At 35.7% G+C, this 24,914-nt stretch carries 22 protein-coding genes; 20 read left to right on the forward strand and 2 right to left on the reverse strand.

The genetic code is table 11. The features are described 5' to 3' along the window. The first annotated feature begins 102 nt into the window (after nt 1-102). From murJ to ACQ5H4_RS09105, 11 genes are all read left to right on the forward strand, one after another. The gene (gene murJ, locus ACQ5H4_RS09055; protein WP_430774614.1) at nt 103-1,641 is read left to right on the forward strand and encodes a murein biosynthesis integral membrane protein MurJ; all 1,539 of its coding nucleotides are present in this window, start codon (nt 103-105) and stop codon (nt 1,639-1,641) included. Between the two features lie 157 nt (nt 1,642-1,798). After that, nucleotides 1,799-3,880: a cell wall-binding repeat-containing protein gene (locus ACQ5H4_RS09060; protein WP_430774615.1), complete on the forward strand. Its 2,082-nt coding sequence runs from the start codon at nt 1,799-1,801 to the stop codon at nt 3,878-3,880. Between the two features lie 68 nt (nt 3,881-3,948). Next, complete coding sequence (locus ACQ5H4_RS09065) at nt 3,949-4,650, forward strand: hypothetical protein (protein ID WP_430774616.1); 702 nt, start codon at nt 3,949-3,951, stop codon at nt 4,648-4,650. Between the two features lie 23 nt (nt 4,651-4,673). After that, the gene (locus ACQ5H4_RS09070; protein ID WP_430774617.1) at nt 4,674-6,920 is read left to right on the forward strand and encodes a SpoIID/LytB domain-containing protein; all 2,247 of its coding nucleotides are present in this window, start codon (nt 4,674-4,676) and stop codon (nt 6,918-6,920) included. Nucleotides 6,921-7,099: 179 nt separating this feature from the next. Further along, a complete protein-coding gene (locus ACQ5H4_RS09075; RefSeq protein WP_430774619.1) occupies nt 7,100-8,203 on the forward strand; it encodes a glycosyltransferase in 1,104 nt (367 codons plus the stop codon). A 3-nt stretch (nt 8,204-8,206) separates the two neighbouring features. Beyond that, nucleotides 8,207-8,692 (forward strand): PssD/Cps14F family polysaccharide biosynthesis glycosyltransferase, encoded by a 486-nt coding sequence (gene pssD, locus ACQ5H4_RS09080; RefSeq protein ID WP_430774620.1) that lies wholly within the window; start codon nt 8,207-8,209, stop codon nt 8,690-8,692. Next, nucleotides 8,689-9,171, forward strand: coding sequence for a PssE/Cps14G family polysaccharide biosynthesis glycosyltransferase (pssE, locus tag ACQ5H4_RS09085; protein WP_430774621.1), 483 nt, complete (start codon nt 8,689-8,691; stop codon nt 9,169-9,171). Before pssD ends, pssE begins: the two co-directional genes overlap by 4 nt. 78 nt (nt 9,172-9,249) lie before the next feature. Then, nucleotides 9,250-10,563: a hypothetical protein gene (locus ACQ5H4_RS09090; protein ID WP_430774622.1), complete on the forward strand. Its 1,314-nt coding sequence runs from the start codon at nt 9,250-9,252 to the stop codon at nt 10,561-10,563. A 129-nt stretch (nt 10,564-10,692) separates the two neighbouring features. Further along, nucleotides 10,693-11,829 carry an SDR family NAD(P)-dependent oxidoreductase gene (locus ACQ5H4_RS09095; RefSeq protein WP_430774623.1) on the forward strand — a complete coding sequence of 379 codons (1,137 nt, stop codon included), beginning with the start codon at nt 10,693-10,695 and terminating at the stop codon, nt 11,827-11,829. Further along, entirely contained in the window at nt 11,829-12,878 is a 1,050-nt protein-coding gene (locus ACQ5H4_RS09100) for a WaaS/CpsH family glycosyltransferase (protein ID WP_430774624.1), read from the forward strand. The genes ACQ5H4_RS09095 and ACQ5H4_RS09100 overlap by 1 nt, the downstream gene beginning before the upstream one ends. After that, nucleotides 12,875-13,591 carry a glycosyltransferase family 2 protein gene (locus ACQ5H4_RS09105; RefSeq protein WP_430774625.1) on the forward strand — a complete coding sequence of 239 codons (717 nt, stop codon included), beginning with the start codon at nt 12,875-12,877 and terminating at the stop codon, nt 13,589-13,591. Before ACQ5H4_RS09100 ends, ACQ5H4_RS09105 begins: the two co-directional genes overlap by 4 nt. Nucleotides 13,592-13,629: 38 nt before the next feature. Here ACQ5H4_RS09105 and ACQ5H4_RS09110 read toward each other — a convergent pair whose 3' ends face one another. Beyond that, on the reverse strand, nt 13,630-14,589 hold the full coding sequence (locus tag ACQ5H4_RS09110) for an LCP family glycopolymer transferase (protein ID WP_488592168.1): 960 nt from the start codon (nt 14,587-14,589) through the stop codon (nt 13,630-13,632). Nucleotides 14,590-14,900: 311 nt separating this feature from the next. Between ACQ5H4_RS09110 and ACQ5H4_RS09115 the strand changes: the two genes are divergently transcribed. The 8 genes from ACQ5H4_RS09115 (at nt 14,901) to ACQ5H4_RS09150 (ending at nt 23,209) form a co-directional block, all read left to right on the forward strand. Continuing rightward, on the forward strand, nt 14,901-15,959 hold the full coding sequence (locus ACQ5H4_RS09115) for an acyltransferase family protein (protein ID WP_430774627.1): 1,059 nt from the start codon (nt 14,901-14,903) through the stop codon (nt 15,957-15,959). Between the two features lie 63 nt (nt 15,960-16,022). Further along, the gene (locus ACQ5H4_RS09120; RefSeq protein WP_430774628.1) at nt 16,023-17,363 is read left to right on the forward strand and encodes an O-antigen ligase family protein; all 1,341 of its coding nucleotides are present in this window, start codon (nt 16,023-16,025) and stop codon (nt 17,361-17,363) included. 2 nt (nt 17,364-17,365) lie between these two features. Further along, nucleotides 17,366-18,202, forward strand: coding sequence for a glycosyltransferase (locus ACQ5H4_RS09125; protein ID WP_430774629.1), 837 nt, complete (start codon nt 17,366-17,368; stop codon nt 18,200-18,202). A gap of 262 nt (nt 18,203-18,464) precedes the next feature. Further along, nucleotides 18,465-19,337, forward strand: a complete 873-nt coding sequence (gene rfbA / locus ACQ5H4_RS09130) for a glucose-1-phosphate thymidylyltransferase RfbA (protein ID WP_430774630.1) — start codon at nt 18,465-18,467, stop codon at nt 19,335-19,337. Nucleotides 19,338-19,359: 22 nt separating this feature from the next. Beyond that, nucleotides 19,360-19,920 (forward strand): dTDP-4-dehydrorhamnose 3,5-epimerase, encoded by a 561-nt coding sequence (gene rfbC / locus ACQ5H4_RS09135; protein WP_430774631.1) that lies wholly within the window; start codon nt 19,360-19,362, stop codon nt 19,918-19,920. A gap of 15 nt (nt 19,921-19,935) precedes the next feature. Then, nucleotides 19,936-20,958 carry a dTDP-glucose 4,6-dehydratase gene (gene rfbB, locus ACQ5H4_RS09140; protein ID WP_430774632.1) on the forward strand — a complete coding sequence of 341 codons (1,023 nt, stop codon included), beginning with the start codon at nt 19,936-19,938 and terminating at the stop codon, nt 20,956-20,958. Continuing rightward, nucleotides 20,958-21,800 (forward strand): dTDP-4-dehydrorhamnose reductase, encoded by an 843-nt coding sequence (rfbD, locus tag ACQ5H4_RS09145; protein WP_430774633.1) that lies wholly within the window; start codon nt 20,958-20,960, stop codon nt 21,798-21,800. The genes rfbB and rfbD overlap by 1 nt, the downstream gene beginning before the upstream one ends. A 314-nt stretch (nt 21,801-22,114) precedes the next feature. Further along, nucleotides 22,115-23,209, forward strand: a complete 1,095-nt coding sequence (locus tag ACQ5H4_RS09150; protein ID WP_430774660.1) for a glycosyltransferase family 4 protein — start codon at nt 22,115-22,117, stop codon at nt 23,207-23,209. A gap of 251 nt (nt 23,210-23,460) precedes the next feature. Here ACQ5H4_RS09150 and ACQ5H4_RS09155 read toward each other — a convergent pair whose 3' ends face one another. Next, nucleotides 23,461-24,093: a YigZ family protein gene (locus ACQ5H4_RS09155; protein ID WP_430774634.1), complete on the reverse strand. Its 633-nt coding sequence runs from the start codon at nt 24,091-24,093 to the stop codon at nt 23,461-23,463. A 224-nt stretch (nt 24,094-24,317) separates the two neighbouring features. Between ACQ5H4_RS09155 and ACQ5H4_RS09160 the strand changes: the two genes are divergently transcribed. Then, the gene (locus tag ACQ5H4_RS09160; protein ID WP_430774635.1) at nt 24,318-24,776 is read left to right on the forward strand and encodes an SRPBCC family protein; all 459 of its coding nucleotides are present in this window, start codon (nt 24,318-24,320) and stop codon (nt 24,774-24,776) included. Nucleotides 24,777-24,914 lie beyond the last annotated feature (138 nt).

Raw genomic sequence — 24,914 nt, forward strand, 5'->3', positions numbered from 1 at the left:
AGTGAAGGGAGAGAGGTTATCAAAGAATAAATGAACTTGAAAAAAGGAAGAAAGAGATTATGATATGATAGAACATATATTGATCGAAAAGGAATTCAAACGATGTCAAAAAAAATACGTATATCTGTTCTTTTGTTTCTCTTTTCTACTATTTTACTGAAGTTCTCCAGTATGTTTCGTGATTTAGTTATTTCAGCCCTATATGGTGCTTCTTATAAAGCTGATGCTTATTTTGCTGCTATGACGATACCAAATGCCATTATCCTTTTTCTGTTAACGGGTATGAAAGATGCCTTCCTACCTTCTTATTACAAATTTGAAAAGGATGGAAAGGGTTTTTCCCACTTAACTAATATTGTAAAAGGAACCTTTATCCTTTCGGTTATTATTGCGATATTGGGGGCTGTTTCTGCACCGGTTATTGTAAAATGGCTTTATCCTGAGTTTGGTCAATATCAAGATGGCTTTAATATTGCTACTTGGACCATTGCCTTTTATTTTCTTTCTATTATCTTCTTGGGAGTAAACGCAGTTTATGAAGGGTATTTTGATGCAAAAAGAAGATTTTCTTTTTCAACATTTTCTCAAACCATTGTTGTGTTAACTACCCTAGTATTTGCTTTGCTTTTTCATGAATCATTAAGTATTTATTCGGTTCCAATCGGATACCTTGTCGGATCATTGCTTTCACTTTTATTAAAGGTCGTTGTGTTAACGCCTAGAAAACTGATGGACTGGGGTCAAAAAGCCGATTGGAAGGAAATTAAGAGCTTTTATTATATTTTTGTACCAATTGGCGTAACCATTGCTGTTGGCCAGATAAACTTAACCGTAAATATGCTCTATGCATCTAGGATGGCTGAGGGGGTCGTTTCTAACCTTAACTATGCATTCAGATTGGTCACGATTCCGCAGGCTATTTTCGGTGTTACTATTGCCACTATCGTCTATCCCACATTAGCAAAAGCAATGTCATTAAATGATCAAAGCATGTTTAAAAAGGGGATTGAAAAAGGACTATCTTCTATGTTCTTATTAATAGCCCCATCCGTAGCTGGAATGATGATCCTAATCGAACCAATTGTTAGACTTGTTTATGAACGTGGTGCTTTTACACCTTCAGCTACTGAGATAACTAGTCACTACGCGTTGTTTTATATGGGCTCTGTTTTGTTTTATAGCATTCAAGCAGTGGTAGCAAAAGGCTTCTATACTTTGGGAAAAGGAAGCTCCTTTATGCGCATTGGTCTTTTATCCATCCTTTTAAATATTGTCTCAAACTATTTTTTTGCAACATGGATGGGACCAACTGGATTAGCGTTGTCAGCTTCTATCGTTGGGGTAATCTACTCAACTCTTACATTTACTACTTTGCACAGACTTTCGGGTGGTTTCCGTTTAAAGCATCTCGGTAAAGAATTTGGAAAAATCATGATGGCAACTACTACAATGATAGTTAGTCTACTTGCTGTACTTTCCATCAATGGATTTAAAGAACAGAATGATTGGGTTATCTTGGCATTAACTATACCGGTAGGAGTAGTGATATATTTTGTTATTCTTTGGTTGAGTAAATCACTAACCTTATCAAAATTACTCCAAACCTATTTAAAAAGAAACCGCGTGAAAAGAGCAGAGTGATCTGCTCTTTTTTTAGATTTTCGAAATATACTACTTTTGAACTATTTTCCTATTGTAAAAGTTTGATGAAAACCTATGAAAATTGTAATAAAATAGAATAATATGATGGTATAATGTAGAAATGTAGCGAATTGTGGAAAAAAGTAGGAGGTCTGAAATGCGGGGGAAACAAGGGAAGATAATATTCTTTATGATGCTACTATTGTTCCTTTTTCCATCAAGTAGTTTTGCAGAAAAACTATTAGTCCTTGATCCAGGACATGGTGGGAAATATTCAGGAACCTGTGGGTACTCAGGGAATAAAACAGGATTTTGTGAAGAAACAGCAAATTTGTTGGTTGGTCAAAGAGTTAGGGAGATCTTAAAAAATACTGGAATACGAGTATTTATGACGAGAGATACAGATCGGGAATTTAGTACAGTTAGTGCAAGTGCCGATCTAATCGAAAGAATGAAGGTTGCAAATCAAGCAGCAGCTAATAATAATGATAATAGTTTATTCATTTCTATTCATCATAATGCTAGTCCGTCAAGTCCTTATGTGAAGGGACTTGAAACCTATTACTATGACGGTGTGAATCACTACCAACCGGACTACCCACCAGATCCAATTCAAATGGGGTATTTGTCTGAAAGTAAAAGGTTAGCAGAAACAGTTCATCCTAAGCTTTTAAATTTGCTTGGTTCAACCAATCGTGGAATTGGAAATGACCAAAGCTTCTATGTTATTCGTACAGCACAAATGCCAGCAATTCTATTAGAGTTAGGCTATATGACGAATAAAGAAGAAGAAGCTCGTATCAAGACAGCAGATTTTCAACAAAGAGCGGCTCAAGCCATTGCAGATGCTGCTATCGAATTCTTTAAAGTGTTTGAGGTTCATGACGATAATGGAAAAATCCTCAAAATGTTTAAAACGCAACAAGAAGCTATTAATTATGCCAATCAGCTTTCTTATAATGCTAGAGTCTTTGATAAGGATAAACAAACGTATACGTATACTAATAGTAGATACGAAGTTTACCATCGTACCAATGGTCTGCTAAAGACGTTTGCTACGGAAGAGTTAGCTGTAAATTACGCAAAGGGCTGGTTAAACACTCGCGTAACATCGATTGAAACTGGACGAACAGTTTGGTCTAACTACCTTGCCAAGAAATATAGCGTGTTTGTAAACAACCAGTTAAGTGCAGGTTTTTATGAGTATGATTCAGCACTCACATATAGCAGTGGAAAATCTAGTGTAAAGATTATAAATAATCAAACGAATGATGTGTTATGGACAAATGCTTCGAACGTGGCTGTAACTAGAGACGTAACCGTATCTAGTCTATCTGGAAAGACGCGTTTTGAGACAGCAATCCAGATTTCAAAAGAGATGTATCCAAATGGATTTGCAGCAGATAAAGAGCAAAAAGTTGTTATTTTAAGTACGGGATATCAATTTGCTGATGCTTTATCCGCGGGGCCATTAGCAAGCTATTATGATAAAGCACCAATTTTATTGAGTCGTGCAGATGCTCTTGATGAGACAGTAAAACAAGAAATTACAAGACTAGGTGCTACGAAGATCGTTTTAGTTGGTGGAACAGCAGCACTATCAAAATCTGTTGAAGATACATTAAATAGTATGAAGCTAGAGGTGGAAAGAATTTCTGGTTCTACTAGATATGAGACGAACCGAAAGATTTTGGAGAAAATCGGTCAGGTTGAAGGTCTCTTTGTAGTGTACGGTGAAAACTTCCCAGATGCTCTTGCGGCGGCTCCGATCGCAGCTAACAATCAGTGGGGAATTCTTCTAGCACAAAAGGATAAGGTAACACCATTACAATCACTGAACTTAGCAAATAAAGAAGTAGTTATTGCTGGTGGAACAGCAGCGATTTCTGATGGTGTAAAGCAGCAGTTGAGTAGCAGTTATCCTAACAGTAAGGTGATTCGCCTTTCAGGTAGCGACCGTTATGCAACAAATGCAAGAATTAACCTATACTTTGAAAACATCGTACAATCAAATAGTATTTTGTTAACAACTGGTAAGGACTTCCCAGATGCTCTTGCTTCTGCTCCATTATCAATTGGTACAGGTTCCCCGTTAGTATTAATGGGAGACCAAATGTCTAAGAGTATGGAGTCATTCTTGCTTGAGTATGGTAGTGATAACGTTGTTAATGAACTACAAGTAATTGGCGGAGTTGTTAATGTCCAATCATCGCAATCTGTAGTAAACAAGGTGAAATAGATGTATGGATTTATAAAAGACTCGATAATGTGTTATCGAGTCTTTTTTCCAAAAAGGTGGTTTGAAAAATGAAAAATAGACTTATAGTGTTTCTTATTAGCTTATTAGTCTTATTACTAGGCGCATGTAATCAAGTAGATAATTCTAGTGAAAATGAGAATAAAACAACAAGTGTGAAGACAGAAGATATAGATCAATCGAGTGAAAATGAAGAGACAACAGATGAAGCAGAAAACTCTGAAGAGCCTGGAGCTGTAGAAGAAGGTTTAAACTTTCAAGAGTTCCGTCCGGAAGTAGGAAGTAAAAAGACATTTACTTCAGATGGAGAAGTGATTTTTACGGAGGAAATTATTTCTGCTAATGATGAGTATGTTCAAACTCTGTTTCAATTAGGTGATAACTTAACGACAGAAATTTATCGCTGGACGAAAGATGAGGTAACCTTATTATCCTCAGAATCTAACAGTGAGAATCCTAGACAAGATCAATTGCCTAACTTTACTCCATTAGAACAGTTAGAAACCTTTATGGCAAATGATGCGAATAAGCAAACGACCTGGAAGCTTCTATCAGTAGATGGAACTGAGGAAGTTCCTGCTGGGACATTTCAGGATGTCCTAATGATTCAAAAATCAACCAATGAAGTTGTTGATGAAGAAACTACTTTAACTAGGTACTATGCTCCAAAGGTAGGCTTAATTAAAGAAATCTACACCCAAAGTGGTGAAAATGGATTTACAGCAACATCCGTTTTAGAAAAAGTAGAATAAGAGAAAACGAGGAGTGATTACGGTTGAGTGTTAAAAAAAGGGTTTTGCTATTGCTAGCCTTGTTTTTATTGGCAGTTCCTTCGTTCGCTGGAGCAGCAACTGAGCAAGTGTCAGTAAAGCTAAAGCATCATATTGGAAACACATCATCTATTACGCTATCTGTAAAAGGGAAGTATTTAATTAACAATGTAGCACAAATTGGTGATGGCCAAAACTTTACGATTAAAGTTGAAAATAGTACAACATTAGGATTATATGAGAACAATGTGAGAGTTAGCACATTTCAAAATAGCTTTGTCATTACTCCGGTTCAATATGGAACAAGTAATTACGCGGCAATCAATGGTCGTCATTACTTAGGAACCACTCAGTTTACAATTGAAAGTGGGGCATATGTTAGACCAATTAATTCCCTTCCTCTTGAGGATTACTTAAAGGGTGTTGTACCAGGTGAAATGCCAGCATATTGGTCATTGGAAGCTTTAAAAGCACAAGCGGTTGCAGCTAGAACTTACGTAAAATCAAAATCCGGATCAGTAATAGATGATACAACCACTTACCAAAGATATGATGGATTTATTTGGGGTTCATCTTCTTACAATAATTCTAATGCGGCAGTTGATCAAACTGCTGGTAAGGTCCTTAGATATAATGGAAATCTTATCTCTGCCGTCTATTCTTCAAGTAACGGTGGATACATCGAGTCAAATGCAAATTACTGGGGAACAGCTCAAGTTCCATACTTAACAGCTAAAAAAGATCCTTATGATCCAAAAAACACATGGAAAATTGCATTAACTAAACAACAAATTAACACTTCTCAACTCGATTTAAATCACCCTGAAAAATGGTGGAGTAGCGTAAAGGAATCACAAGCAAGTACTACTGAGTTTAGTAATATCAAAAACTATGTAGCTAGTAAAATAGGAGTATCCAAAGATAATATTAAGATTACTAGTATTTCTAAAGTTGCTTTCCCGGATGAATTTACAAAAACATCTACTGGAGAATCAACGGGGAATCGTACAAAGGGTACGGTTCATGTTGAGTACTTTATGAAAGATGCATCTGGTAACTTTGTGAGAACCTTACCTGGTGAGCTTTCGGACTCTTATTCCACAACCATTTCTGGTAGTACAAGATATGAAACAAGCGTAGAAATTTCAAGAAAAGGCTGGACCGGTACAGCAAATGCTGTAGTAATTGGTCGTGGTGATATGCATGTGGATGCAATTACAGGGGCTGTACTAGCTAAGAAGTATAACGCTCCACTTCTACTTACAACATCGAGTTCCCTTTCAGATGTGGTAGTAAATAGAATCAAGGAATTAAAGCCAAGCCAAGTCTATTTACTTGGAGGAGAAGCAGCTATTTCTAATTCTGTAAAGGTAACGCTTGAAGGATTAGGTTATAAGGTTGATAGAGTTAACGGATCTACTCGTTACGATACTTCGGTCGAAATTGCAAAGAAAGTAGGTCAATTTTCTGAAGTGTTTATAACTAGTGGTGCTGAAACATCACCTGATGCATTATCGATTGCGTCCTATGCTGCTAGTAAACAAATTCCTATTATCCTAGCAAACACAAATTGGCTTAGCGATAGTACGGTGCAGCTTTTAAAGGAAAAGCAGGTGAAGAAAGTAACGTTAATTGGTGGAGCTTCAGCAGTATCTAATAGTATCGTAGAAAAACTAAAATCAATTGGAATTACCAATATTGAGAGAGTAAGCGGTGGAACCAGATACGATACAAGTATCGCTATTGCAAAGAAATATGGTTTTGATACAAGTAAGGTATATTTTGCACAAGGTCGAGTGTTTATTGATGCATTGCCTGGAGCGGTTCTGGCTTCTTATCAAAATGCACCAGTAGTATTAACAGACATAGCCTATTTGCCAGATGTATCAAAACAGTGGCTTCAATCTCTAGGAACGAGACCAAGTATTGTATATCTAGGTGGAAATGGAGCTATTTCCACAACTGCTAGAGATCAAATAAAGTCTGCGTTAGTTGGTGATATTAAGAAACTCGTATACCAACTTGAGAATACGAAAATTAGTAACATTCGTAGCATGATGGGCGGTATCTATTTCAAAAGTTACATGGTTACCAATGTTCAAGATACGGGATCTCAATTCATTATTAATGGACAAGGTTTTGGACACGGAGTTGGAATGAGTCAATACGGCGCGAAAGCAATGTCAGATACCGGTAAGAATTATGGAGAAATTTTAAGTTTCTACTACCCAGGAACAACCTTGACACAGTAAATAAAAAAGGGGCTTAGATTATAAAAAATCAAAGTCCCTTTTTTAGGTTAATTGCAAATTTGTAATAAACTGACATACACCTTTTGGGTTCTATTCACTCATAAATATTGTTATAATGACTTTATGTGTTTAAATTGGTAGAAACTACTACATAGGAGAAAAAACAATAGGTGTTCTATATGGATGATAAAAAGGTTTTAGTGTTAACAAATATGTATCCTAGTAAAGAGAATAGAAGCTTTGGAATTTTTGTTAAAAATCAAGTAGAAGCCTTAAAGCAAAGAAATCTCCAAGTGGATGTTGTTGCAATTACGAATCCCCATAGTGGAAAAAGGAATGTGTTAAAAAAATATTTTATTTGGGGTATGCAAACCATTTGGGCTTTGTTAACAAAAGGTCGAAGCTATGATGTCATTCATGCACACTATGTATTTCCTAGTGGATTATTAGGACTGCTTTTTAAATGGTTCCTTCATAAACGTTTAGTTGTCACCGCTCATGGTGGTGATATAGATAAAATGGCTAAAAAAAATGCATTGCTCTTTTGGCTCACGAAGACCATTTTGGGTAAAGCTGATCATGTAATTGCTGTTGGAGAAGAGCTTCAGAAACAATTGATTAGTACCTTTTCTATCAATCAGAATAAGCTTTCCTTATTAAATATGGGCGTGAACCGCAAAGTGTTCAAACCTATTGATAAGATACAGGCAAGAATACAATGTGGCCTTGAGCAAGATGGTCAGGTCATCTTATTTGTTGGAAATATCCTCGAACAAAAGGGATTACTTGAGCTCATATCATCCATAAGGATTCTTATTCAAGCAGGTGAAAAGGTAACGCTATATATAATAGGTGCAGAAAAAAGTACTATTTTTAAAACGAGGCTTGAACAGAAGATAAGAGACGAACAAATTAATGACCACATTGTGTTTCTTGGTGTAAAGGATCAAGCTGATATTGCTTTGTGGATGAGTGCAGCGGATTGCTTAGTCCTTCCATCACATATAGAGGGATTTGGTCTAGTGGCTTTAGAAGCTATGGCGTGTGGTACACCTGTCATAGGAAGTGAAGTAGGTGGGTTAAAACATTTATTAGCAGAAGGTACAGGAGTTTGCACACCTGTTCAAAATAGTGTAGAGCTTGCTAACAATATATTTACTGTTCTGTCATCTGAAGAAAAAAGAAATCAATTTATTAGCAAGGGATTAAAAAAAGCAGAGGAAAACGATCAAGATCGTATCATCAACCGGTTACTTGAGGTGTATTTTCCTGCTGGAGGGTAAGGTATGCAAGGGCAATTAGATAAAAGAAAAAAAGTGTTATTTATTTCTTCTCTTGGTGGTCATTTAACACAACTATTACAATTAAAACCGCTATTTAAGGAGTATGACTATCATATTATTACTGAGAAATCGATTATTACAAAGGATTTAAGCAAGCAGTACAAAATATCCTTTTTGGCATACGGTGCTAGGAATTATCCATTTAAATATATTTTTAAGTTTAGCTATAATATTATCAAGTCATTCCTTTACTTCCTAAAAGAAAGACCTGATGTGGTCGTTACTACAGGAGCGCATACGGCTGTTCCTATTTGTTATATTGCAAAGCTTTTTCAAAAAAAGGTTATTTTTATAGAGAGTTTTGCGAAAACTTCCACCCCAACTATCTCGGGAAAGCTTGTCTATCCAATAGCCGATCTTTTCATTGTGCAGTGGCACGATATGAAAAAGCATTATCCTAAGGCTATTTATGGAGGCTCAATCTATTGATACTAATTGTTTTAGGAACACATGAACTTCCTTTTGAACGCTTACTAAGGGAAATGGACAGGCAAATCTTAGTGGGTAATGTAAAGGAGGAAGTTCTTGTTCAAGCAGGTCATACCAAATATCAGTCAGAACATATGGAGATATTTGATTTCACTACTTATGAGAACATGGAAAAATTGTATAGGGAAGCAAGCTTCATCATTACTCATGGCGGCACAGGATCTATTACAATGGGAGTAAAGTTGGGGAAAAAGGTGATTGCTGTTCCGCGACTAATCAAATATGGTGAGCATAATGATGACCATCAATTGGAAATAGTAAAGCAATTTCAAGAAACCGGGCATATTCTTACTTGGGATGAGCCCACAAGTCTAGCAGATGTCATCCGACATGTGGAGAATTTCAAGCCCGTTCCATTTATCAGTGGTAATGGACAAATCTTATCAATTATAAAGAACTTTATAGATAAGGAAGGCTAGAACAAGTAAACCTCTTTGCATTTTATACGCGAAGGGGTACTTTAGTTTGATTTATCATAATAGAGAGGAATGGACGTCATGAATACGTTCGAAAAGATGTGGCTGACAGTCTTTTTTGTTGAGCTTTTTATCGGGGGTGGAGGAAGACTCATTGACTTTGGGTTTCTATCCATTCGACAAGTATTGTTTATAGGATTAATCCTCATATTTTTAATAAGAATCATGAAGGAAAAAGCGTATCTTAATATGGAAGTGAACACGTTCTTTAGAATGGATCCTATTTCGATAGGTGTATACTTGCTAATAGCTTCCTTTTTATTTAGTGCTGTAAACGGGTTTATAAATGGAAACCCACCTTCTATTATTGTAATGGATTTCTTTAGAGTTTCACTAATCGTTGCCTATTTTCCATTAGCCTTCTATGTTTCTGAAAAAAGATTCTCTAAGGACCGTATTATTCAGCTATTGAAAAAGAGTGCATTTCTGGTTGCGATTTTTACTATCATGATCGCTCTTTTGGGTAAAACCGTGTTTAGTGCAAATTTCGATGAATATAAAGATTTCTGGAAAAGTATTATGAATGATGATCTTCTGTTCAGACTTAGTCATAGTGTGTTTTATAAGAGTCATTTCTTTGTCTTAATAGGATTGGTTCTCTCTCTAAATGATGTTTTGTCTAAAAGGTTTACAAAGTTAGATGTCTTTAATATCGTGCTAGGCTCACTTTCTATCTTTTGGTCTGATACAAGAGGTCTGTCCATTGCTTTAATGGCAAGTATATTCCTCATTGTGGTTATCGACTTACTAGTGTTCATTCAACCAATCATTGGCTGGAAGAATAAGTTCATTGCTGCCGTGAGAAATGGTGAGCTTATAAAAAAAACGATTGTTCTCATTGTGATTACTATATCTGTGCCTATCTTGTATCACTACACAACACTTGAGAGATTTGCTCAAACAGAGAATTCAATCGATTCGGGCGAAGTTCAAGATACTAGTGTAGGTGCAAGGGTTGAGTTTTTATTAGATGCCAAACGGATATTGTTGGATGGGCCAGCCCCATTCCTCATAGGTGAAGGTTATGGTACTTCTATTGCAGGCAGAATTGATGGAATTGAAATGAGTTTTCTTGATATTTGGATTGAACAAGGGGCCATTGGACTCATGGTTTGGTTATTCCTATGCTTTATTGTGTTTTATAACTATTATCATGCCTATCGAACGGGAGAGAAACTTTCAACTTTAGACCGATCACTTTTAGGTGCTTTTTTTGGTATGTTGTTACTAACAAATATCAACCCGTTTATTAATAATCCCATTGGTATGCTTTTCTTTATCTTAATGTTGATTTTTTCGAATCATATTAGATCAGGGCATGGGAAAACTAATTAAAAGGGTTGACAAGCTTTCTTAGTGACAATTGAACTTCTTCCTTTCTTTTTGTATAATAGTGGGCGAACTTAGGTTAATAGAAAATATAGTAAATACAGGGTTTTTAATTAATAGAAAGTAGGAAATATAATGATGAAAAATATTTTAATTACCGGTGGAGCGGGATTCATCGGCAGTAATTTAGCACTTAGACTACTAGGTAAAGGTTATCATGTCACAGTTCTAGATAATTTATCTCCTCAAATTCATGGAGAAGACGGTACAAAGTCAGAGCTTTTCTTAAAAATAAAAGATAAGGTTACTTTTATTAAAGGTGATGTAGTCAACAGTGATGACTGGAGACAAGCTTTGAAAGGTCAAGATGTGGTTGTTCATTTAGCAGCAGAAACAGGGACAGGACAATCCATGTATGAAATTAATAAATATATTGATGTAAATGTCAAAGGTACTTCTAACTTACTTGATATTTTAACGAATGAAGAGCATCAAGTGAAAAAAATCGTTATTGCTGCTTCAAGAGCCATATACGGTGAAGGGATGTATCACTGTACTGACCATGGCACAGTCTATCCTACCGCTCGTATAGAAGAGGATATGAGCAAGGGCGATTTTGAAGTAAAATGTCCGATCTGCCGAGAAAATGTGGAGTTAATGGCAACAACAGAAGAGACGAAAATACACCCTACATCCATCTATGGAATTACGAAACAAATGCAGGAAGATATGTGCATGGTTGTAGGAAAATCACTAAATATACCGGTTGTAGGATATCGTTATCAAAACGTGTACGGTCCTGGACAATCTCTTAAAAACCCATACACAGGAATTTTATCTATCTTCTCTACGAGCATCAAAAATGGGAATAACATTAACATTTTTGAAGATGGAAAAGAATCTAGAGACTTTGTTTTCATTGATGATGTTGTCGATGCGACGATTCTTGGAATTGAGAAGGAAGAAGCTAATTTCGAAAGCTTTAATGTGGGGACAGGTGTTTGTACAAATGTTTTTGAGGTAGCATCTCTATTGAAGGAAAAGTATCAATCCGATACGGAAATTGTTATTAGTGGAAATTATCGTTTAGGTGATATTCGACATAATTATGCAGACCTTAAAAAGATTAATGAAAAGCTTGGGTTTACACCTAAGGTTAGCTTTGAACAAGGGATTACTCAATTTGTTCAATGGGTGAATGAGCAAGAGGTAGTTGAGGATAATTATCAAAAATCTATTGAAGAAATGAAGAAAAAAGGACTATATAAGTAATGGAACTCCTTTTAAAAGATAAAAAAATATTGTTTTTGTGCCCATTATTTTTTAACTATCATAAAAAATTAATGGCTGCTATGGAGAGAATGGGTGCTGATGTCGATTTCTTCGATGAGCGCCCCTCCAATACTGTTTTTTCGAAAGCTTTATTACGAATTAACAGAAATTTAGTAACTGGCCAAATACAAAAGCACTACCAAGGAATTTCCTCACGTATTAAGGGTAAAGCATATGACCATATTTTTATTTGTCAAGCAGAGGCAACACCGATTCATTTCTTAAAGGAAGTGAAGGAGAGAAACCCTGAAGCAAGAATGGTTCTTATGCTTTGGGACTCAGTTGCTAATAAAGTGAATACGCTAGAAAAATTAGATCTATTTGACGAAGTATTTTCATTTGATCATCATGATTGTGATAAATTTGGTTTAACCTTTAGACCTTTGTTTTTTGACGTAGAATATGAGGAGATTGCTAACGATCAACACACTCTTGTCTATGATTTATTTTTTGTAGGTACTGTCCATAGTGATCGATATAAGATTCTAAAAGAAGTTAAGAATCAATTTGAGCGCAACCATTTGAAGGTTTTCTATTATATGTATCTTCCTAGTAAGCTAATGTACTATCAGCGGAAGTACTTGACCAATGATTTCGACGGAAGTAATATGAGTGAATTTTCCTTTGTAGGTTTACCTAGTGATCAATTAACTGCCAAATTAAAACAATCAAAAGCTGTTGTCGATATTCAGCATCCTAAACAATCCGGTCTTACCATGCGTACGATTGAAATGCTTGGGGCTAATAAAAAAATGATTACGACTAACAAAGAAATACAAAAGTATGATTTTTACCACCCAAATAATATTTGTGTAGTTGATCGGAATCATGTTGAGGTTCCTACAGAGTTTATGATTGCTCCTTACGTGCCAGTGGAGGAAAAGATAAAAGAAAGATACTCTATTGAGTATTTTATTAAAGATTTACTTGGATTGACTAAAGATAAGGACCATCAATTTTATAGGGAAGATAGTGGAGGAATCCAATGAATGTTTCTGTAGCGATGGCGACCTATAATGGAGAAAAATATATAAGACAGCAGATTGATAGCATATTGTCTCAGTTGGGAATGAATGATGAGTTAATTATTTCGGACGACCATTCTAAAGATGGGACCATCTCCATCATTAAGGAATATATGAAAGAAGACTCTCGAGTCCAACTGTATATGAATGATGATAAAGGAGTCACCTCCAATTTTGACAACGCTATTAAGCATACGAGAAATGATATTATCTTCTTAAGTGATCAAGATGATGTTTGGAAGCCTGAAAAGGTAGAAACAATAAAAAGCTACTATGAAAAGCATCCAAACATTCATATGATCATGTCTGATATTACGGTAGTTGATAATAATCTGAATCCAACCATAGATTCTTTTTATGCATATAGAGGGAGTCGAGCAGGTGTACTTAAAAATATCCTGAAAAACAGTTATATTGGTTGTGCAATGTCCTTTAGGAAAGAGCTAAAGGAGAAAATATTACCGATCCCGAGAAATGTTCCGATGCATGATATGTGGATTGGTCTTGTTGCGGATATGAATAAAAGTGCTTTATTGATTCCTGAAAAGTTAATTTATTATCGCAGGCATGAGGCTACGGTTACGACTGTTGAAAATCAGTCCACCTTAAAAGAAAAGATTCTTTGGAGATTTCAAATTAGTAGCTTGTTACTTCAATCAATGCTTAAAAATAGGTAAAAGAAAAAGCCCTTTAGTGGGGCTTTTTCTTAGTTTAATTAATAGGTATTTGGTGTGATATTGATTCTTGCAACGGTAGAAGTAGTTAGTCCTAAATGTTGACGGAGTTCATCTGAAAGATCTTGACGTGTCTCGTCTGTAACGAAGTAATACCAGCCATTATCTGTAGATGTTCCTTCCCCGTCCATTTGTAACTTTTCAATGCTTTTTGCTGCTCCTTTATATGTTGCTTGTATACCAATCATATCGTTTAATGTTAAGTTGGTAAGGACATTATCTTGTAATGCTTCAAGTATATCATCGTATTTAGCTAGTGAGGTTAAAGAAGCTCCCTTTGCTACAACCTTAGATATTACTTCCTTTTGTCTCTCTTGACGGCCGAAGTCACCAAGAGGATCTTCTTTTCTCATTCGTGCATATTGTAGTGCTTCTTCACCATCCAAATGTTGAGGACCCTCTAATAAAGTTGTACCATCTAATTCGAATTCGTATTGATTGTTTACATCGATTCCGCCTACTGCGTCTACAATATCTCTAAAACCTTCCATATTCACTTCAACATAATAATCAATAGGGATGTTTAAGAAGTTCTCAACTGTATCAATTGTCATTTCGATTCCGCCATAAGCATAAGCAGCGTTAATCTTTGTTGTTCTGTTCTTGTCTGGATCACTATTGCTTATGATTTTAGTTCTCGTATCACGTGGTATACTTAATAATTTTGTGGAGTTTGTCTCAGGATTAACAGTAGCAACAATCATTGAATCGGTACGACCGCTATCTCCTTCACGCTTATCAACACCTACAAGCAAGATTGATAAAGGATCTTTTCTGTCAAATTCCACTTGTTCTTCTCTCTTATCAGAGCCTTCTCGGCTAAGAGGTTGATTCATTTTATCGACAGCATTCGCTACATCTGAGTATACATTATAGAAATATACACCGGCACCAGCCAGGATTATAAAGAGACTAAGAAAGAAAACACGAGCAATTCTCAGCTTTCTCCTTTTCTTCTTGTCGGTTCTTTGAGATCTATTAATGGTATAACAATCCCTTCTATATAAAGTTTATTAAACTATCATTAGCATAGTCATGCATAACCAAAATTATAATCCTGACTTCCCATAATATCAACTATAAATACATAAATGGAAAATAAAGTGATGCAATCTTCGACAAGAAGATGCTATAATTTCAGTTGTGACAATTTTTTTAAAGATGTTGTCGATAAATGTTTTATCTTACAAAAGAGAACTCAGTCTGACACTGCCTTAGGATATAAAAATAAAATTGAAAAGGTGGATGCCAATTGTTATTTAAGGGGAATTATATAGAACAGAGCTTAGATGCTCGTAAAAATAATTTAGATATTATTCGTTTTATTGCTGCAACACTTGTTCTTTTTTCACATGCTTATCCTTTAACAACCGGAAATAATGCTTCAGAGCCTTTTGCCATTCTAACTAAAGGGCAGATGACTTATGGAGAGTTTGCGGTAAGTATATTCTTTGTTATTAGTGGTTTTCTTATTACCCAAAGCTTTGATCGTTCTAGAAACGCTATTAATTATATGAAAGCGAGAGCCTTACGGATATTTCCAGGGCTAATTCTTTGTGTCCTCTTAACCGTATTTGTGTTGGGACCTATCTTTACGGACTTAAGTCTTTCTGAGTACTTTAGAAATCGTGAGACATACGACTATTTTAAAGTGATCACATTATACTGGCTTCAGTTTGATCTTCCAGGTATGTTCGCTGAAAATATTTGGCCAGGAGCAGTGAATGGATCTTTATGGACATTATGGTATGAGTTTTTCTTTTATATCGTTGTTGTTGCTTTAGGTGTAACGAAACTGTTAGATAGAAGAATTGTGCTATTAGGGTTTCTTCTTAGTTCAGCCCTTTTCTTTATTGGAAAAGGTGGCTTTTATACAGACCTGTTTCGATATTTTAGTGCCGGGATGGTCTTTTATCTATTTAGAAAACAAATAAAAATGAATGTGATGCTTGCCCTAGTTTCACTAGTAGTCCTGATCTTAACAGCGAATCTTGGTTATTTCGAATTTGTTTTTACGATTTTTGGTGGGTATCTTATTTTCTTTTTAGCTTTTGAAACGAGATTACGCTTGCATAACTTTGGGAAGTTTGGTGACTTCTCCTACGGAATTTATATATACGCATTTCCAATTCAGCAGGTGGTGACTTCTCTATTTAATAATGAGATCACTCCACTTCAAAACTTCTTATATTCCTTTCCACCAACACTGGTTCTTGCAGTGATGTCGTGGTATGTAATTGAGAATAGAGCACTGAAGTATAAAAAGGTTACCATTAAAGAGGTATATCAAAAATTCTCAGCGAGTGCTTAATTGGTGAGGTTGCTGGTTGTTAGTTCAATAGTATGTTCGATTTAGAATAGGAGAGGTACGATAATGAATGGGTTTGAAAAAGTATTGCTAACGATTATATTTATAGAGCTATTCGTTGGTGGCGGAGGCAGATTGATTGATTTTGGAGTGTTATCCATTCGCCAAGTTCTATTTTTACTTCTAATTGCTACATTTATCTATCGAATTATAAAAGATAAAGCTTACCTAAACTTTCGTGTGAATACATTTTTTCGTTTGAATCCAGTCACAATTGGTATATATGCTTTATTATTTTGGTTTGTTGCTAGTGCATTAATAGGCTTCATTAATGGACACCCACTTTCCGTAATTGTAATGGATTTTTTCAGGGTATCTTATTTTGTCGCTTATTTCCCACTTGCTTATTATCTTTCAGGAGAAAGGTTTTCAAAAAGCCGTATTATTTCCATATTAAAACCAAGTGCATTAGTGGTTGCGATATTTACGATTATCGTGTCCTTATTGGGGAAAACGATCTTTAGTGCTAATTTTGCCCCTTTTTATAACTTCATGAACTGGATTATGAATGATGATCTTTTCTTTAGACCAAGTAATAGTGTTTTTTATAAGAGTCATTTGTTTGTAATGATTGCCTTAATTATTTCATTGAATGATGTGTTAAATAAGAAATACACCAAGCTTGATGTCGCAATTGTTATTTTGGGAACTGTTTCTGTTCTATGGTCAGAAACAAGAGGATTTTTACTCGCATTAATGGCAAGTCTCTTTATGCTAGTAATATTAGATGCAAAAGTAGTGTCAGATAAGTTTAATGGGATATCAAATAAGCTCAAGAGTCTTTTCCAATCGAAGTGGTTTGTTAAAAAAACCATCATTCTAATGATGATTGTATGTGTGCTCCCATTTCTATATAAACACATGACTTTAGAAAGATTTAATGAAGATACGATAATTATTGATCCAGCGGATGATATTACTGTTGATCAAGTACCACAAATTAATGATGAAAGTGTTAATGCACGACTGGAATTTATTGTGGATTCGAAGGAAATTTTATTAGATAATCCGATCTATCTTGTTTTCGGTACAGGGTATGGTATGGAAATTGCTGAAAGATTAGATGGGATTGAAATGAGCTTCCTTGATATTCTTGTGGAACAAGGGTTAATTGGTTTAGCGATCTGGTTTTTTCTTTTCCTCCTTGTATTTTATAATTACTATGTTGGGTATAAGAAAACAGGTAAGCTTCATACACTAGAAATTTCCTTAATGGCCGCCTTTATAGGTGTACTCTTAGTAACAAATATTAATCCATTTATTAATAATCCAATTGGTATTAGTTTCTTTCTTGTTTTGTTAATTCTGTCACAAAACTGGAAGGAATCACCGGTAAAAGAGGGATGAGTATGAAGAAGACAATCATTGTCGTACTCTATAAACAGTTAATAGAGGAAAGTAAGACGTTTCAAACGCTAAAGTCTAGCCTATTTACATCAGAGCACAATCTCGACCAATTGGAAATCATCCTGTACGATAATAGTCCTGTAGAACAATCTTTTGATGCCTCGACGTATGGACATGTAAAGATTACTTATATGCATGATGCAAGAAACTTAGGGATTGCTACAGCTTATAATGTTGGATGGTCGGTTGCGAAGTCCAATAACAGTGAATGGCTACTTCTTTTCGATCACGATACAGAGATTACAAAGGAATACGTGGATGCTGTAATGACAATAGAAGAAGTGGATAAAACTGTCTCGGGGATTGTCCCTGTTGTTAATTGTGAGGGTACCATGATCTCACCAGTGTTTAGTCATTCGTTACGTCCCCTTCAGGGAGAAAGGCCAGTTGTTGGTATCCAGGAAGAACCAGTAATGGCGATTAACTCAGGAACGTTGATTCGAACTTCTTTCTTAAATGAGATTGGTGGTTTTAATACTGAATTTTCCCTTGACTATTTAGATCATTGGCTGTTTTATGAAATATATTCAAGGGGCAACAAAGTGCTACTCTTAGATGTTACCCTGGAGCATGAACTATCTGTTATGGACTATAGTAGAGTTAGTCTAGATCGATATGAGAGTATCATAAAGTCGGAGATGAATTTCTACCGGAATTACAAGAAAGAGCTCCTTTCTGCTTATCGCTTTCAGCTTTTGAAAAGGGCTTTAAAACAGGTGTTATTGGTGAAAAACAAACAAATAGCCTATTGTACTTTTAAAAAATTTCTAACTTTATAGTGTAAAAGCTCCTGTAGATTGAAAAGTTTGATCTTCCCTATTTAGAGAAGGTCTTCTTTTCATAGTAGGAGGGATAAATAAAATGATTGTATTTGGATATGTTATTGAAAAACTAGGTATTTTAACATTTTCTGCGAAAAGCTATTTTACTTTTTCATTAAAAATTTGACATCATTGTATTCTTTTTGATTAACCTTCTTTATAATGGGGAAGGTGCTTGTCGTGTAATTACTTATCTCAAAATAAGAGGAGTTGGTTATTAATGAAAGGAATTATCCTTGCAGGTGGAAGTGGTACGAGACTCTATCCATTAACAAAAGTGGTTTCAAAACAGTTATTACCAGTTTATGACAAACCAATGATTTATTATCCACTTTCAGTACTTATGTTAGCAGGAATCAAAGATATTTTGATCATTTCCACACCGGAAGATACTGCACGTTTTGAACAAATTTTAGGTGATGGTTCTGATTTAGGAATGAACTTTACATATAAAATTCAACCTCACCCTGGTGGACTAGCACAAGCCTTTATTTTAGGCGACGAGTTTATTGGGGATGATAGTGTAGCTCTAGTTCTCGGAGATAATATCTTCTATGGACACGGATTAACCGAGCAATTACGGAGAGCTGCTTCAAGAGAATCAGGTGCAACAGTATTCGGATATTATGTTAATGATCCAGAGCGCTTTGGTGTTGTGGAATTTGATGAAGAAGGTAAGGCTGTTTCGATTGAAGAGAAGCCAGAAGATCCTAAATCCAATTATGCGGTAACAGGGTTATATTTCTATGATAACCGTGTAGTGGATATTGCTAAAAATATTCAACCTTCTCCACGTGGCGAGCTCGAAATTACCGATGTGAATAAAGCATACCTCGAGATGGGCGAATTAAATGTAGAGTTACTTGGCCGTGGATATGCTTGGCTAGATACTGGTACTCATGCTTCGTTATTAGAAGCATCCCAATTTATTGAAACGGTTGAGAAAAGACAATCCTTAAAAATTGCTTGTCTTGAAGAGATTGCTTATAAAATGGGTTATATTACAAAAGAGAAGTTGATTGAACTTGCTGAACCACTTAAAAAGAATCAATATGGTCAGTACTTAATTAAGATCGCTAATCAAACAAAGTAATCTGTTAAGAGAGGTATATAAAATGAAAGTTATTGAAACTAAATTATCTGGAGTAAAAATTCTAGAGCCAAAAGTATTCGGTGATCACCGTGGTTATTTTATGGAAAGCTATAATAAACATTTGTATGATGAGTTTGGTTTAACCTTTGATTTTATCCAAGATAACCAGTCTTTATCAGCTCCTGTACATACACTCAGAGGTTTGCATTTTCAACTTAATCCGAAGGCACAAACGAAGCTTGTTCGTTGTGTGACTGGAGCCATTTACGATGTAGCTGTTGATATCCGTAAAGGATCTCCAACTTATGGTCAATGGGTTGGTGTTGTTCTTTCTGAGCATAATAAACGTCAACTATTAGTACCAAAAGGTTTTGCTCATGGTTTCTGTACATTGGTACCTGATTCTACCGTTGCTTATAAAGTGGACGAGTATTACTCGCCAGAGCACGACGGCGGTATTGCATGGGATGACCCGGCTCTTGCCATTGATTGGCCTACTACTAACCCAATCTTGTCAGAAAAAGATACAAAGCATCCTGTTTTAGCTGAAGCGACACATTTGAACTTTGTTTACGAGGAATAGGAGGAAGATTTTAATATGAAATTATTAGTAACTGGTGGTGCGGGCTTTATTGGTAGCAATTTTGTTCGCTACATGGTTAATAAATACCCAGAGTATACGATTGTAAACCTGGACTTGCTTACGTATGCAGGTAATTTAGAGAATCTAAAGGACATTGAAAATGCTCCTAACTACAAGTTTGTTCGTGGAGATATTGCTGATCGTGACTTTGTTGATGGTCTTTTTAAAGAAGAAAAGTTCGATTATGTGTTGAACTTCGCAGCTGAATCTCACGTAGACCGCAGTATTACAGATCCAGGAATTTTCGTACAAACGAATATTCAAGGGACTTTAGCTCTTTTAGATGCTGCTAAGACGTACAAAGTAACGAAATACCTTCAAGTATCAACTGATGAAGTATACGGAACTTTAGGAGAAACAGGTTACTTCACAGAGGAAACGCCACTTGCGGCTAATAGTCCGTACAGTGCTAGTAAAGCAGGAGCGGATTTACTCGTTCGTGCGTATAATGAAACATTTGGACTACCAGTAAACATTACTCGTTGTTCTAATAACTATGGACCATTCCACTTCCCTGAGAAGTTGATCCCATTAATGATCATCAATGCATTAAATGATAAAGAGCTTCCGATTTACGGGGATGGCTTAAACATTCGTGACTGGTTACACGTAGAAGATCACTGTCAAGCTATTGACCTTGTTCTTCACAAAGGTCGTGACGGAGAAGTGTACAATGTGGGTGGAAACAATGAACGTACGAATATCGAGATTGTTAAAACCATTCTTAAGCATTTAGGCAAGCCAGAATCACTAATGAAGTTCGTTAAAGATCGTCCTGGTCACGATCGTCGCTATGCCATCGATGCAACGAAGCTTCGCACAGAACTTGGCTGGTCACCGAAGTATAACTTTGATACTGGTATTGAACAAACAATCAAGTGGTATTTAGAAAACCAGGAGTGGTGGGAGAACATCATCTCTGGTGATTACCAAGATTATTTTAAATCTCAATATGCAGATCGCTTAGAGGTTGAGTAATGTTAGTTCTCGTTACTGGTATAAGTGGACAGCTTGGTTTTGATGTAGTAAAAGAACTAAAGTCAAAAGGCCATGAAGCGGTTGGTGTTGATCGTTCTGTGTTAGATATTACTGATGAGTCAGCAGTTTCAAATTATGTCAAAAACCTACAGCCCGAGGCGATCATCCATTGTGCTGCCTATACGAACGTTGATGCGGCGGAAACAGATCAAGAAGGTGCCTATAAGGTAAATGCACTAGGTACTAAATACCTTGCTGAAGCAGCAAAAGAAGTAGATGCGAAAATGATTTACGTTAGCACGGATTATGTATTTGATGGAGCAGGTACAGAACCATATGAAGTGGATCATCCAACAAAGCCTCTAGGAGTATACGGTGAAACAAAGCTTGCAGGTGAAAAACTTCTTCAGGAAACATTGGACAAGTTCTATATTGTGAGAACAGCTTGGGTATATGGAATTAACGGAAATAACTTTGTTAAGACGATGTTAAAGCTTGCGCAGGACCGAAAAGAGTTAGGGGTTGTATACGATCAAGTTGGTTCTCCTACTTATACAGTTGATTTAGCTCGGTTTTTAGTTGAACTAGTTGAATCAGAAAAATATGGAGTATATCATGCTTCTAACGAAGGTGTATGCTCTTGGCATGAGTTTGCGGTCGAAATTTTTCATCAAGCTGGATTGGATATAAAGGTAAATCCACTAACATCAGATGAGTTTCCACGACCAGCTGCAAGACCGAAATATTCAGTTTTAAGTAAAAAGAAAATTATAGAACAAGGATTCACCCCGCTTCGTGATTGGAAGGAAGCACTACAAGATTATTTAAAAGAGTTAGCATAAAAATACAGCCTGCGGAGATTAAAATCCGCAGGCTGTATTTTTATGTTTTAATATCAGAAAATTTAAATATTTGTGAAACGAGAAACTTTTTTTTCCTACCTTCGTCAAATTAGGAGTAATAAAGATATAGAGAGAAAATGAATACCTTTTCAAAAAATGCTTTTAAAAATTTTGGTTCCAATTTGGAAGAGGTGTATGATATAATTCACTAGGAATTAGTTTTGCCCATAAATTCTTCCTTTATCCGACAAAAAAGAAAATAAATTTACATTTTTCTTTACGAAATAGATAATGATATAAACATGGAGGGGCATATTGTGTATTTGACTTTAATTATTTGTTTTTTAGCTGCAATACTCCTAACACCGGTCGTAAAAAAGTTCGCTTTCGTTATCGGTGCTACTGATAAACCTAATCAAAGAAAAGTTCATCAAAAAATTATGCCTCGCCTCGGTGGTTTGGCAATATTCATAAGTTTCTTAATTGGTGTAGTAATCATTCAACCGAGTGATTCATACCTCATTGCCTTTTTTAACTTGGATGGAAGTATTCACCTACCAATTATCTTAGGTAGTATTATTATCATCTTAACGGGTGTTTTTGATGATGTAAAAGAGATCTCACCAAAAGTAAAGTTATTAGGTCAAATTGTGGCAGCGCTGATTGTAGTCGTTGTCGGAGATATAAGAGTAGAGTTCATTAACCTTCCATTTGGTGGGGAATTAGACTTTGGTTACCTTAGTATTCCTATCACTATGATTTGGATCATTGGAATTACAAATGCAATTAACCTTATTGATGGATTGGATGGTCTAGCAGCTGGCGTATCGACTATTGCATTATTCACTATTGCTGGTATGGCCTTTACAATGGGGAATTCCTATGTCATGATAATGGCGCTTATTCTTGCTGTCTCTAGTCTTGGATTCCTTCTGTATAATTTTCACCCAGCAAAGATTTTTATGGGTGATACAGGAGCACTTTTTCTAGGGTTTATGATCGCTGTTCTATCACTATTAGGGTTTAAAGGAGTTACATTTGTCTCCTTGGTTATTCCTATCATTATTCTTGGAGTGCCAATTTCAGACACCTTGTTTGCTATCGTTAGACGATTAGTGAATAAGCAGCCTTTATCAGCTCCAGATAAGTCGCATTTACACCATTGCTTGTTACGACTAGGCTATACACACAGACAAACAGTGCTATTAATTTATGCAATGAGTGCTGTGTTTGGATTAGCTGCTTTTATCTTCTCGCAAGCAACGCTGTGGGGCTCAACAGTAATTCTTCTAGCGATTCTTGTAGCAATTGAATTGTTTGTTGAAAAGATTGGATTAGTACGTGAAGATTACAAACCTCTATTAAATCTAATAAGAGGATTTAGACCAGTAAATGTAAAAGAAAAATAAAATAAAATAAGTAAGACCCTCCAGAAAAAGATTTAGGAGGGTCTTTTATTTTGGCTGTTTTCGTAAAGTTTGTTGTTCTGGAAAAATCCCAAATGCCTGATTTTTCCCCGAATAACGCTGTGTATATTGGTCTATTTGGAGAGGAGCTCTTTTCTAAGAATGAAAAAATTTTTCTTAGCCGTTGAAACATATAGTTAATTTCCTAAAAAGTGTGTATATAGCAACAATGTTTTAGAAAAGAGCCTTTATTTTTAAATAAGTGTTTCTTGGTACAATGTTTCTCCAGTTGTGATGTTTCCTTGACCATTAGTTAGTTCAATCATCCAATCCACAAACTTCTGTGTTTCTGCTTCATTGACAAACACTTCGATTTCAACTGCTTCTAAATAATGGATCTCTTTTATCTCGTAAATGGAAGCTCTCAGTTCATTTTCTAATTTACCGAGCCATGTATAATCAACTTTGACATGCATTACTTGCATTAGCTTCCTCTCTACAATCCCTGTTGCATTTAATCCTTCAGATGTCGCTTTTCCGTAGGCACGTATAAGTCCGCCAGCACCTAGCTTTATACCTCCGAAATAACGTGTAATCACTACTACGGTGTCTTTTAACCTTCTTTTTTTCAACACCTCTAATATAGGTACACCTGCTGTTCCACTAGGCTCTCCATCATCATTAGCTTTTTGAATTAGATCATGCTCACCAATTAAATAGGCCGAACAATTATGTGTGGCATTCCAGTGCTTTTTCTTAATGGTTTGAATGAAACCTATAGCTTCTTCCTCTGTTTCTGCTCTAGCTATATGTGCAATAAAACGTGATTTTTCTATATTAATTTCATTTTCACCATAGCCTTTTACGGTTAAATATGAGGGCAACATAGTTACCATTCCTTTCGTAAATCCAATCGTATCTGATATTTATTCATTTATTATAATTCTAAAATGACTTCCTCGACAAATAAATCGAGGTACACTTCTTAATTAATGTTAATTGTGGACTATGGTAAAATTGATTGAGAACTGAAATTGTTAAAACAGGATATTTATGAAAGAAGGTTCTTGGATGGATTTCTTTAAGAAATGATTGAAAAGGGGATTCTTGTATGCCAGTTATTTGGTATCGACAATTTATTAAAGCGCCTATTGAATATTGTTTTGATCTAGCTAGAAATGTAGATATTCATACTCAAACAACTTCTAAGACAAATGAAATAGCAGTTGGGGGTGTAACGAAAGGACTTCTTGAACAAGGAGACACTGTTACTTGGGAAGCGGTACACTTTGGTGTCAAACAGAGGTTAACAGCTAAAGTAGTCGTAATGGAAAAGCCTAATATGTTTGTTGATGTAATGGTGAAGGGGGCATTTCATTCGTTTGTACACACTCACCAATTTGTTGAAGAACCTAATGGTACGTTAATGATCGATCAGTTTGAATATAAATCTCCATTGGGGCCAGTGGGCGTCATTGCAGATAAATTATTTCTGGAGAGATATATGAGGACTTTTATTGAAACGCGTGCAGAAGAGCTAAAACGGATTGCTGAATACCATTACTTATAAAGTTTGAATATGATTGGAAATTATTGATAGTTATTATGTACTGTGTGTAATTAGTGTGTTTGTAATGTAAACAAACTTTAATCTATGTAATTTTTTCACATGTTATAATAAGAAAGTGAATTAATTTATCTGATTCTA

The organism is Bacillus coreaensis, from assembly GCF_050586445.1.
GTDB lineage: Bacteria > Bacillota > Bacilli > Bacillales > Cytobacillaceae > Robertmurraya_A > Robertmurraya_A coreaensis.